This window comes from Saccharopolyspora sp. 6V (assembly GCF_020176785.1).
Lineage (GTDB): Bacteria > Actinomycetota > Actinomycetes > Mycobacteriales > Pseudonocardiaceae > Saccharopolyspora_C > Saccharopolyspora_C gregorii.
Genome location: NZ_JAIUKB010000200.1, coordinates 1 through 11,440 on the forward strand (window position 1 = coordinate 1; position 11,440 = coordinate 11,440).

Consider the following 11,440-nt stretch of genomic DNA (forward strand, 5'->3'; position numbering starts at 1 on the left):
GAACTGCTCTTCGAGGTAGTCCTTCAACTCGTCCTTCATCGCGGTCCTCCGCATCGTCGTCGTGGTCGTCCCGGCCCCCGGGGCCCCCCCCCCGGCCCCCGGCCCCCCCCGGCAACACAACAGACCACCGCCACAACCCGCCCCGCCGCACCGACCGGCCCCCACACCCCGTACCGCCTGCCGCGCCGCGCCCGCTCCCGCCCGGCCGCCCTTGCCCGCCCGGCTCGCGCCGCCCGCGCCGCTCGACCACAGCACCTCTTGCACTCGGAGTGCTCCCAGGTTGCTGAATCGATTATGGCCGCTCGGAAATCGTTCGCGGGCCCGTGAGCATGGAACACGCCGCTTCGTCGTCGACCACGTCTGCCCAGGTGCCGCCATGATGGGAATCCGCAAGATCACGCCGGGAGGTCACGAGTACCTCGTCGGCAGGGTCGCGTGCGGTGACCGGGACATGGACGTCGGCGAAACCCTCGCGGACTACTACTTCCGCCACGGCTACCCACCCGGCCAATGGTTCGGCTCCGGTGCCGCGGCCTTGGGCATGACCGGCGAAGTCGAAGCGGCGCAGATGCAGGCGCTGTTCGGTGAAGGTCGGCATCCCGATGCCGACGGCATCGAAGCGCGGCTACTGGCGTCCGGAGCGAGCCCGCAGGAAGCGTTGCAGGCGACCAAACTCGGCAACCGGTTCCCGCGCTTCGGCGGCATCGACGACCTGCGCACGATGATCCGCGAAGCCTACGCGGCCTACAACCGGGCCCACGGCCGTGAACCCGGCGCCCCCATCAGCGAGGACAGGCTCCCGAAGACCGTGCCCGATTCGGGCATCAGCACCGAGTACGACACCGTGGAGTACGCGTCGTGGTCGTAGCGGCGCATCGACGGAGACGGTGCCGCCACCGGGCCCGCCGCCGCCTTCGGCAAGCCCCGCTCCGCAGCGCCGGTCAGGTGTGCGGCGCGCAGCACCGCACTGGAGTCCGGGTTGAACGACGTGCGCACCGCCTCGGCCAGTCCCGCGCCCGACAACCAGTCCACCGAGGTCACCCCCATCGTGGCGAGTGGTCCCTCCAGGCCGTCCAGCACCCGGTACAGCACCCGGGCGCGTCCCTGCACCCCACCGCCCGCGGCCGCCGCCGGCTTCCGCAACGCGTCCTCGGTGCCGGAGACCGTGACGAACACTTCGTGCCGGACACCGGCGTTGCCGATCGTGCAATTCAGCTCGTCGGCCACGCGGCGGGAGAGATCCGGGGCGTCGGCGACCTCGTGCTCACGACGCCACACCTCGTGCTCGGTCCCGTCATCGGGCACCGTGCGCACCAGCAGCGACAACCGGTCCACGACCTCGCGATGACCGATGGACAGCAGCAGGTTTCCCAGCCGCGCGGCCAGCCGCTCGCACTGCTCCCCCGAGAGCAGCCCGACCCCGGAGTGCGTCAGCCGTGCCGACGCACCCCACCGGCCGTCGCCGGTGTCGTGGATCAGGCACACCCGTCCCTGATCCCGCAGCGGCGGCCCGTCCGGCAGCTCGACCCGCTGCAGTACACCGGGCAGGTCCGGCTCCTCCGGATCGACCGGATGCCCGGCCGCGGCAGCCGACTGCCAGCGGGACCAGCCGGTGGCCACGCCGAGCTGGTGCAGCAGCAGATGTCCCAGCCAGCGCAGCGCCGGGCGTCCCCGCACCGGCACCACGACCAAGGCCGCGGCACCACCGCACCCGGCGAACAGCACCAGTGCGTCGAGGAAGCGGCCCGCCGAGACCGCCCACAACACCGGCACGACCAAGATCAAGCAGGTGACCGTCTGTGCCGGGGTCAAGCCCATGATCCAGCCGGCGCGTTCTGCGTGCGCCAAGCCGCGGTAGATCCGCGGGCGATTGCTGTTGCTCATCACGTGTTCAGCCCTTCGTCCAGATCGCCACCGGCGCCATCGCCGCCGTCTCGTCCCGGCCCGCCGCCGCGAGAACGGGTGTCAGGCGGTTCCCCATCGCCACCAGGCACCGAAGGCTCCGGCGGGCTCGGTTCAGTCCTGTCGCCGTGCAGAGCCGACGGCTCCGGCGGGCGCGCTTCATCCCCTTCTCCGAGCGGAGTCGCCGAGTCCGGTGGGCGCGACTCATCGCCTCCGCCGTGCGGAACCGGCGGGTCCGGTGGCCGCGATCCATCGCCTCCGCCGTGCGGAACCGGCGGATCCGGCGGACGCGACTCGGCTCCATCACTGCCGGGGACAGGTGGCTCCGGCGGCCGCGAGTCACCACCGCCGGAAGGCACCGGCGGCTCATCACTTCCACCACCGGGCTCCGGCGGCCGCGTGTCGTCCCCTCCGCCACCGGTGAATTGCGGTCCGATCCCGTCGTCGCTCGTGACCGATCCCCTGTTGGCAGCGGGTGGCCGCACCTCGTCGGTGTCGGCTCCGCCCGGTGCGTCCTCGTCCTGCTCGGGCCGTGCCGCGTCCGGGTCGAGGGGCTGGTCCGCGGAACCGGAACCGCTCGAACCACCGGCGTCTCCGTCGCGGTCTCCGACATCGGCGACCGCCGCATCGAACCGCCCGGTGGCGGCGTCTTCCTGCGCCGAGTCGGCCGAGCCGCTGTCACCGGCCCCGGCCAGCGAGGTGGCGGCTTTCGCGACCGGGTTGTTCATGCCGTAGGAATCGATGCCCGTCGACGACGACAAGGCGTCCCGGAACACACCTCCGGCATCGGTGTTCGGGTCGACGAAGGCGAACAACCGGAACAGCACCAGCGGGCTGAACACGCTCAGCACCAGCACCCCGATCCCTGCGAGCAGCGCCGACAACCCCTCCGCGCCCGCGACCAGGCCGACGCCCAGCACGAGCGCCAGCGCGAGCACCGGTTTCATCGCGATGCACGACAGCAGCCACCGCACCGTCGTCCAGAACCACCGCTTGGTGACGTTGGCCAGCAGCCCGGCCGCGGTGATCGGGATCGTGGCGACCAGCAGGTAGATCGCGGCTTCGCGGAACAACATCTCCAGCAGGTAGCCGACCGCCGCGGGAAGCACCCCGATCACCGCGCACAGCCCGAGCACGACCGCCTTGATGCCTTCGCCCGTACCTCCGGCGAACTCCGTGCTCTCCAGCGCTTCGTGGAAGTTCGCCGACTGCAGACCCGCGCGCAGGATGCCTTGGGTGAGCCCGTCGGAAGCGGCGAGGAACGTGCCGACCATGCCGACGGTGATCGCCAGCGCGACCCCGTACTGCAACGGGCCGGTGGTCAACCGCACCATCCCCCGGCCGCCCCGCAGCGACGTCATGATGAGCTGCCAGGAGAACAACCCCAGCGCGAGCACCCCGGAGATCCACAGCATCATCGGCCACAGCACCCCGACCGGGCCGTCGTGCGGATTCACCTCGAACACGGAGAACCGGTCGGCCAGATCGAACGACTCCCGCAACAGGTCGAGGCTGCCGTCCCACAGCGCCCGCATCGCGGACTCGAACGCGTCCGCCGCGAACTCGGCGATCTCCGACCCGAGAGAGTCGCCGATGTCGTCGAACGGCCACATCAGCCCTCCCGCAGCTCTCGGTAACCGGCCGACACCGCGTCGTCGCTACCCGGCCACGCGCTCGGTGCCGGAGCGGCCAACGGCGTCGCGGCGATCCGCCAGCGGTGCCCGTTCCAGCGCATCGCCTGGCAGTCCCCGATCCCGGCGGTCACGGTCTGCCCGCGGTGGTCCACGGACAACTGGCCGAGCACGCACACCACCACGAATCGGCCGCCGACAGTGCCTTTGATCTGCCCGTGCGTGGGCTGGAAGTCGGCGAGCATCCCGGGCACCGGGCCCGCGGGTGACATGCCCGCCGACATCCGCAACGACCGCAGCAACGAATGCATCCCGGTCTCGGCGGCAGCTGGTGCTCCCGGTTCGGAGAGCGCGGTGAACCCGCGGGAATAGAGGTCCGGATCGGCGCCGCGCAATGCGGCCTGGTCCAGTGCGGCGAGCTGGGCGAGTGCGCCTCGCGCGGTTCCAGGCACAACGCCGGGAATTCCGCTGCCCCGCACCGGATGCGTCGGCGGAAGGACAATCGGAGGTCCGGCCGACCCGGTGCTCAACGGCTGCGGTCGCACGGCTTGCGGCGGGAGCATCGGCATCGGCCGGGACACCAGCTCCAGCACGGAGGGCGAGACGTCGCCGGGATCGGCCGGTGTCGCGGCGACCGGTTCTCCAGACTCCGCGGGAGTCGGCACGGGTGTGGTCGCGCGGGCCACGATCAACGCCACGAGCACGGTCACCAAGGACAGGGTGCCGAGCACCACGGCGGCGAGTCCGGCTCCGGCTCGGCGCCGTTCCCGCGCAGCGTCGCGCGGGGCGCTCATCGTCCGCCTCCGGCGAGCTCGTTGATCAGCGGGTATCCCACTGCGTAGAGCAGCCCGCCGGACACGCCGCAGAGCATCATGACGACGCCGACCTTGCCCGCGCGGTGATGATCGACCCACCGTCCTCCGGCCCACACCGCCAACCCCGCAAAGAACCCGACGAGCAGGGCGATCTGCGAACCCCACTTGAAGTACCCCGCTACTTCGGTGATCTTGTCCGCACCGGGCGGCGGCGCGGGTGCCGGGTTCGGAAGCTGTGACAGGACAGGAACCACGACATCGAATCCAATGTGGAGCATCAGCGGATCACCTTTCGGGAGAAGGAGTTTCCGGCCGCATGCGCCGGGCCGGGCAGCAAGCGCAGGTGCCGCAGCAGCGGCACCGCGGCATCGCGCAGCCGAGCCGGGGTGACCTCGGCGGTGATCCCGCCCAGCGCCACCACCGGGTCGTGCGGCAGGAACACCGCGTTCTCCAGCAACGCCGAGGTGCGCCGCCCGGCCGCACCCGCCACTCCCGCGGGCCACTTCTTCGCGCCGAGCACGACCAGCTGCGCCGGAGGCGCGATCATCCCGGTCTGGTTCCAGGCACCCAGTCGAGCCAGCACCTGCTCGGCGTGCAACAACGACGGCCTGCTCGCCCGGCACACCAACACCGGGCGCGGCCCCGGCTCCCCGACCCGCAGCCACGCCCCTGCCCCGGCCAGCGGATGCGCCGCCACCCGCCACGGGTCGTGCCCGATGTCCACGACGGTCGCCTGCACCGACCGAGCCGCAGCAGCGAAAAACCTCGGTGCCGGAACCATCCCCGGCGTCACGATCGGCAACGACGTCTCCACCCGCGCCAGCACCGCGTGCCCCCGCCACGAAGCCCGGATCCGCACCGCAGGATGCGGACCGTCGAACACCGGCCCGTCGGAACGAGCGGCCGCGGCCAACCCCGACCGCACCGGATCCGCGGTATCCACCAAGAGCACCCGGCGATCCGCGAGCTGCAACGCATCCGCGAGCACCGCCGCCACCACCGACGCACCAGCCCCCGGCGATGCCGCCAACACCGGCACCACCGAACCGAAACCGGACCAGTCCGCGCCGCCGTGAGCACCCGGCGGCAGCCCCTGCCGCTGCACCACCGCAGCCGCCTGGCCGGTCGCGGCAGCCGTGCGGAACGCGACATCGTCGCCCTCCGGCTCAGCCGTCCCCGATTCGGCTGCTGCCGCGAGCCGACCGGCTTCGACAGCGCCGACGACGTCCGGCGTGGGCAGATCATCGCGCATCGCAGCCGCGGCTCCGGCCAGCCGTCGATCACGCGCGACCAGCCCATCTTCTGCACCGGCCGTCTTCCGGAGCGCTGCGGTGCACGGCTGCCGCGTTCCCGGCGAGGCGTGGTCGACCGGTGGCACGGCGGGCGGCGTGCCTGGCTGTTGCTGAAATGAGGACATCAAAATCTCTCCGACGTTCGAGTGGCTTGTGAACTGCGGAAACAGGGACTGATCAGGACGTGCGGGACTAACGCCCGAAGGCCGTGCTTCGGATCGGTGCTTTCGGTTCAGCCGTCCTGACGGCGTGCGGCATCGCGTCGCGCCGAACAGGTGCTGCAGGTGGATGAAGTTCGAGCTCGCCACCGGGCTCTTCGGCCTCGGCGACCGAGCCGGTGCTGCCCGTTCAGGGCCGCAGACTCAGCAGTCCCACCGACTCATGCACTGGCGGAGGCGTTCGTGGATCACCGCGCTCCGCGGTCTCCGCGTTCCATGGAGCCAGCGGGGAACCGTCCCGGCCGGGGCCTTGCACTGCCCGATGCGGTGACTGCACGAGAGCACCGCGCCAACCGGTGGATCTTTCCCACTGATTTCCGCTATAGTGGAACGGACGATGCCAACGTAACCCGACCGACCGGGAGCGTCAACTGTAGTGGCTTCCCGATGCGATGATTCCGCTATAGTGGACCCAGGGAGTGGGTGGTCGACGTGGTCGACAAGACCGACATGAGCTTCGCCGCACGCCTGCGCAGACTGTTCGACAGCGTCACCAAGGACGGCGGCGAGAAGTACACCGCCACCGAGGTGGCAACCGCGATCACCGCTCGCGGCAAGGTCAAGGTGTCCAAGACCTACCTCTACGACCTGCTCAACGGGCAGAAGACCTCACCAAGCTGGCAACTGGTGCAGGCCCTGGCCGACTTCTTCGAAGTCCAGCTCGACTACTTCTCCGACGATGAACGCGCCCACGACCTCAACCGCCAGTACGAGGCACTGGCGGTCCTCGGCGAAGCCGGCGCCCAACGCATCGCCGCCCGCGCCAGCGAGCTCTCCCCCGACGCCCTCGAAAGCGTCATGCGCTTCATCGAATTCCAAGCCGACCAAAGCAGGAAACAACACCCGGAAGGGTGAGCACACCTCATTGGCATCACCACGACGAGCAGGAGACGGTACAGAGGCGAAACGGAACTCAACCGGAAAGCGGGGCACCGGTGGCGGAGGAAGACGGGTTCGTCGAGATCGACGGCGGGAAGCTGTACTACGAGGTCCGCGGTGACGGGCCGCCGCTGCTGCTGATCCAGGGCGGCCTCAGCGAAGCCGGCGCCACCGCCCAGCTCGCCGAGCACCTGACCGCCGCCGGCTACCGGGTGATCACCTACGACCGCCGTGGCCTGTCCCGCAGCCAGACCACGAGCCCCGAACCACGCGTCACGATGAGCCTGCACGCGGCCGACGCCACCGCACTGCTCGACGCGGTGACCACCGAGCCTGCGCTCGTCGTCGGCCCGAGCATCGGAGCCGTCATCGGCCTCCACCTCACCATCGCCCGACCCGATCTCGTCGAGCTGTTGGTCGCGCACGAGCCCCCGATGCCCTGCCTCGTCCACGACCCCGAGCAGGATGCCGGACTCGACGCCGTCGCCGCGATCGCGGCCACCGGTAATGTCGTCGCGGCGATCCGACACTTCGCCGCGCTCGGCGGACACCGCGCCGACGCACCCGAGCCCGACGCGAGCTCACCCCAGCCCGTCGGTGACCTCCAGGCCAACCTGCGGCGCTTCTTCCACCACGACTTCCCCGCCGTGCGCACCGCCCGGCTCCCCTCCGACGAGCTCCACAACGCTCGGACGCGAATCCACGCCACCGGAGGCGAACGATCCCGGGGCAAGTGGGAACACCGCTGCGCCGAACAGCTCGCCGCGCTGCTCGAACGACCACTCACCGAGCTCCCCGGCGGTCACAACAGCCTGACCAGCCACCCTCGCGCCACCGCGAACGCACTCCTGATGCTGTTCACCGAGGCGGGGCGAGGAGCCGGGGCCGCGGACTTCGTGCTTGGCGCAGCGAACTCGAACTGCGCCGCACGGTCCGGCGGCTGCTTCAAGACCTCGACCTGCGACCACCGCTGGACGTCGCGCGACTCTGCGACGAACTCGGCCGTCGTCGAGGCCGCCCCATTCGGCTCGTGCCCTGGCCGCTGCCCGCTCCCGGGGCGTTCGGGTTGTGGATCTCCACCGCCGAAACGGACTGGATCCTCTACCAGCGCGACACCACACCGGCTCACCAGGAACACATCATCCTGCACGAGATCGGCCACCTCATCAGCGGCCACGCCTCCAACGACGACGATGACGACGTCTGGACCCAGCTGTTCCCCGACATCCCGCCGGACGTCGTGCGCCGAGCTCTGCGCCGCGACGGCTACGCCCCCGCGGTCGAGTTCGAGGCCGAGATGGTCGCCACCGTCATCAAGGAATGGGCGGAACTGCTGCACCGCCTGGAGAACACACCGGACAGCACCAGCGAGGCATCGACCCGGATCGGCAGTGCGTTCGACGATCACCAGGGCTGGCTGTGATGGTGCTGCCCCACCTGCTGATGTGGGCCGCCGCGGTGATCGCCGCGACGTGGAAGCTCTCCCAGCTGGCCCGCGCACCCCGCGATAAGGGACTGCACACGGTCACGATCTGCACGCTGCTCGTCGTAGTGGCGCTCACCGCCCAGCTCGCCGGCTCCCTGCCCGCGTTCGCCGCCGCACTCCCCCAAGGCTTCCCGAAGCTGGCACAGAACACGGTGCTCACCGTCTTCTTCGCCCTGCTGATCGTCCTGCTACACGGCAGCGTGTCCCCACTCGGCGCCGCACGCAACGGCTACCGGGAGATCGGGCTCGCACTGCTCACCTCCGGCCTGCTCATCGCCACCTTCGCCCGAGCAGAACCCACCGCACGCACCAGCTACGAGCACGCGAACGCGCCGGACATGCTCGCCTTCTACCTCGTCGGCAACCTCTACCTCGCCTACGCCTGCACCCGCGGCGCCCGACTCGCCCGCACCACCGCCGAACACACCCGATCCCGCGCACGCCTCAGCCTGCACATCGCCGCCATCGGCCTGCTCATCAACCTCGCTGGAGTCCACCTCCCCCGCACGATCTCCACCGCCAGCCGCCTGTTCCTCGGAGTAGACCCGATACCCGCCACCGCCACCTGGACCACCCCGGTCCTTGCCGTCGGCATCACCACGTTCTTCCTCGGCATCGGCTACCCCGGAGCACGCACCGCCCTGATCAAAATCCACCTCTGGTTCGAGGCACGCCGCACCTACCGCCGACTCCGCCCCCTCTGGGAAGCCCTCACCGACCGCTTCCCCACCATTGCTTTGTTCCCCACGACCACACCCCAGCGCGAACGCCTCCACCTCCGCGCCATGCGCCTGCGCACCTACCGCCGCATCATCGAAATCCGCGACGGCCTCGTCTGCCTCAGCCCGTACCTGCCGGAGCCCACCGACACCGCGCACACCGCCGCTGAGCAAGCCAAGCTGATCCACAGCGCACTCCACCGCAGCACCAGCTCCGACATGCCCCGACGGGCACCCAGCATCATCGCGCCACCCACATCCACCGAAGCAGCCGCCGATACTCGGCAACTTCTCTCCATCGCCGACGCATTCGTCGAGCTGAGATCAAAGACCGGTTCACACCTTTAGCCGGTATCCCGTCTACAACGAGAGAAACAGGAGTTGGCCAGGCGGGGCCGCCACAACTCGGCCCTGGCGGGCCGATGCCACGAGCTTTAGGGCGTCGCGCAGGATGTCGTCGTGGTCGTTGCGATCCTCATCGTTCCTGGCGGGCCGATGCTACTGGGCCGCGCACCTCGGCCTCGTCGACCGAACCGAGTTGCGATCCTCATCAGCCCTGGTGGGCCGATGCCACAACCGCTCGTAAGGTGACTGTGGTCGACTCATCTCAGGGTTGCGATCCTCACCGGCCCTGGCGGGCCGATGCCACGGTGACGCGCTCCTCGAACTCGGGGTCGTCGAGGTCGTTGCGATCCTCATCGGCCCTGGCGGGCCGATGCCACCCTCAACGCCCGCGCGAACCAGCCCTACCACGCCGGAGTTGCGATCCTCATCGGCCCTGGCGGGCCGATGCCACGTGAGGACCAGGCGGGTGTCGGCGTCGTTGGTGTGGTTGCGATCCTCATCGGCCCTGACGGGCCGATGCCACCGTGCTGGAGCCGCTCATCGCCGAACGCCTGGCGTGGTTGCGATCCTCATCGGCCCTGGCGGGCCGATGCCACCCCGTGCCGGGTCGACTCCGACGGCGACGTGATCTGGGTTGCGATCCTCATCGGCCCTGGCGGGCCGATGCCACCGGTGCTGCAATGGCGCATCGAGCAGCGCCTGCTGCACGTTGCGATCCTCATCGGCCCTGGCGGGCCGATGCCACGAGCGGCTTGTCGCACCGTTCCGTGCGTTCGGCGAGGTTGCGATCCTCATCGGCCCTGGCGGGCCGATGCCACTGCTGGGCAGCGGGGTCTGTTCTGAGGAAGACGAGATGTTGCGATCCTCATCGGCCCTGGCGGGCCGATGCCACAGCCGTCGGCGGCGAACGCGAGGGTCCACGCGTCAGGGTTGCGATCCTCATCGGCCCTGGCGGGCCGATGCCACGTGCTCGACGTCCAGGCAAGTTGTGGTCCTGTGCTTGTTGCGATCCTCATCGGCCCTGGCGGGCCGATGCCACACGCGCCAAGGTCCTGCGCCGGGAGCAGGCCGTCCGGGTTGCGATCCTCATCGGCCCTGGCGGGCCGATGCCACCTCGCCATCGCGTTCGCCGTCTACGTCGGCCTGCTCGTTGCGATCCTCATCGGCCCTGGCGGGCCGATGCCACTGCTGCGTGGGCGCCCGGTGCTGGCGGGGGTGGTGGAGTTGCGATCCTCATCGGCCCTGGCGGGCCGATGCCACCAGCAGCACCCGCACCGGCTCGATACTCCCGGTCCCGTTGCGATCCTCATCGGCCCTGGCGGGCCGATGCCACAGGTGCGCGCCGGGCGGGCCGACCAGGCCGTGGTGGTTGCGATCCTCATCGGCCCTGGCGGGCCGATGCCACGTCAGCGGTCTCGGGGATATCGAGGACATCGAGGTGGTTGCGATCCTCATCGGCCCTGGCGGGCCGATGCCACGAGCTCTCCCAAGGCGACGACCTCATCGAGGTCTTCGTTGCGATCCTCATCGGCCCTGGCGGGCCGATGCCACCCTGCTTACGCAGGACAATCCATCTTCCATTGAGGTGGCTGTTCTCCGACCGTTATCGACACGCCCGGGAATCGCTTCAGAGCCAAACGGCGTGTCCCAGGACGCTACCCACTCCGAAGCTTCGATCAGAAGATGAGCGGGGTGTCGTGGCCTGCCGGCGGTGAATGGCCGAGATGTTGAGCTTCGTTGAAGGCCCGGCCGGGGAGGCGATAGACCCGGATGCTGTCGAGTTCCGGATCGATGATGTCGAGCAGGCGTTGGCGCAAGAGCAACAGCTGCACTTCGCTCATGACGATCTCGAACACGGACTTTTGCACCCTGACTCCGTACGCTTCGCAAGCTTTCGCGACTCGCCGGAGCCTGCGGCGTCCGGCTGATGTAGTGGTGTCGACGTCGTATGTGATCAGGAGTTCCACGTCAGCTCGCGATCCACGGTTCGTAGGCGGGCTGATCCCCGCGGAGGTGCCGTGCGAACAGCCGCGCCTGCACGTTCGGGAGCAGGCCGGCGGGCACCTCACGCTTCACTACTTGTAACAAAACTGATCTTGGTGGCACGGTGGTCGTAGGTTGGTCTTGTTGTCGTTGTGGAGGTGTCTGGTGGC

General features: G+C 69.7%; 10 protein-coding genes, 2 pseudogenes and 1 CRISPR repeat array. Of the genes and pseudogenes, 5 read left to right on the forward strand and 7 right to left on the reverse strand.

Annotated features, from left to right (window positions below; translation table 11 throughout):
- Window positions 1-379: 379 nt before the first annotated feature.
- Window positions 380-679: pseudogene (locus tag LCD35_RS30835) on the forward strand (relaxase domain-containing protein); the annotation flags it as partial.
- Between the two features lie 65 nt (window positions 680-744).
- Here the strand turns inward: LCD35_RS30835 and LCD35_RS30840 are convergent.
- Genes LCD35_RS30840 through LCD35_RS28875 form a run of 5 tightly spaced genes read right to left on the reverse strand, consistent with a single transcriptional unit; the run spans window position 745 to window position 5,600 of the window.
- Entirely contained in the window at window positions 745-1,884 is a 1,140-nt protein-coding gene (locus tag LCD35_RS30840) for an SCO6880 family protein (protein WP_374108153.1), read from the reverse strand.
- A complete protein-coding gene (locus tag LCD35_RS28860; protein ID WP_225045244.1) occupies window positions 1,884-3,515 on the reverse strand; it encodes a hypothetical protein in 1,632 nt (543 codons plus the stop codon). Before LCD35_RS28860 ends, LCD35_RS30840 begins: the two co-directional genes overlap by 1 nt.
- Entirely contained in the window at window positions 3,515-4,327 is an 813-nt protein-coding gene (locus tag LCD35_RS28865) for a hypothetical protein (RefSeq protein ID WP_225045245.1), read from the reverse strand. The genes LCD35_RS28860 and LCD35_RS28865 overlap by 1 nt, the downstream gene beginning before the upstream one ends.
- Window positions 4,324-4,626: a hypothetical protein gene (locus LCD35_RS28870; RefSeq protein ID WP_225045246.1), complete on the reverse strand. Its 303-nt coding sequence runs from the start codon at window positions 4,624-4,626 to the stop codon at window positions 4,324-4,326. The genes LCD35_RS28865 and LCD35_RS28870 overlap by 4 nt, the downstream gene beginning before the upstream one ends.
- On the reverse strand, window positions 4,626-5,600 hold the full coding sequence (locus LCD35_RS28875; protein ID WP_225045247.1) for a hypothetical protein: 975 nt from the start codon (window positions 5,598-5,600) through the stop codon (window positions 4,626-4,628). The genes LCD35_RS28870 and LCD35_RS28875 overlap by 1 nt, the downstream gene beginning before the upstream one ends.
- A gap of 690 nt (window positions 5,601-6,290) precedes the next feature.
- Between LCD35_RS28875 and LCD35_RS28880 the strand changes: the two genes are divergently transcribed.
- Together LCD35_RS28880 and LCD35_RS30635 are read left to right on the forward strand one after the other, a co-directional pair.
- Window positions 6,291-6,713 (forward strand): helix-turn-helix transcriptional regulator, encoded by a 423-nt coding sequence (locus tag LCD35_RS28880; RefSeq protein WP_225045248.1) that lies wholly within the window; start codon window positions 6,291-6,293, stop codon window positions 6,711-6,713.
- A gap of 80 nt (window positions 6,714-6,793) precedes the next feature.
- Window positions 6,794-7,195, forward strand: a pseudogene (locus tag LCD35_RS30635) (alpha/beta fold hydrolase); the annotation flags it as partial.
- A gap of 123 nt (window positions 7,196-7,318) precedes the next feature.
- Here LCD35_RS30635 and LCD35_RS30640 read toward each other — a convergent pair.
- Window positions 7,319-7,561, reverse strand: a complete 243-nt coding sequence (locus LCD35_RS30640; RefSeq protein WP_225045251.1) for a hypothetical protein — start codon at window positions 7,559-7,561, stop codon at window positions 7,319-7,321.
- Window positions 7,562-7,767: 206 nt separating this feature from the next.
- On the opposite strand from LCD35_RS30640, the gene LCD35_RS30645 reads away from it, so the two are divergent.
- Window positions 7,768-8,160, forward strand: a complete 393-nt coding sequence (locus tag LCD35_RS30645) for a hypothetical protein (RefSeq protein WP_225045252.1) — start codon at window positions 7,768-7,770, stop codon at window positions 8,158-8,160.
- On the forward strand, window positions 8,160-9,290 hold the full coding sequence (locus tag LCD35_RS28900; RefSeq protein ID WP_225045249.1) for an MAB_1171c family putative transporter: 1,131 nt from the start codon (window positions 8,160-8,162) through the stop codon (window positions 9,288-9,290). The genes LCD35_RS30645 and LCD35_RS28900 overlap by 1 nt, the downstream gene beginning before the upstream one ends.
- Before the next feature lie 44 nt (window positions 9,291-9,334).
- A CRISPR array of direct repeats spans window positions 9,335-10,838; the repeat unit is 37 nt; unit sequence GTTGCGATCCTCATCGGCCCTGGCGGGCCGATGCCAC.
- A 125-nt stretch (window positions 10,839-10,963) separates the two neighbouring features.
- On the opposite strand, the gene cas2 is transcribed toward LCD35_RS28900, so the two are convergent.
- Window positions 10,964-11,356, reverse strand: a complete 393-nt coding sequence (gene cas2 / locus LCD35_RS28905; RefSeq protein ID WP_308016950.1) for a CRISPR-associated endonuclease Cas2 — start codon at window positions 11,354-11,356, stop codon at window positions 10,964-10,966.
- Between the last annotated feature and the right edge of the window lie 84 nt (window positions 11,357-11,440).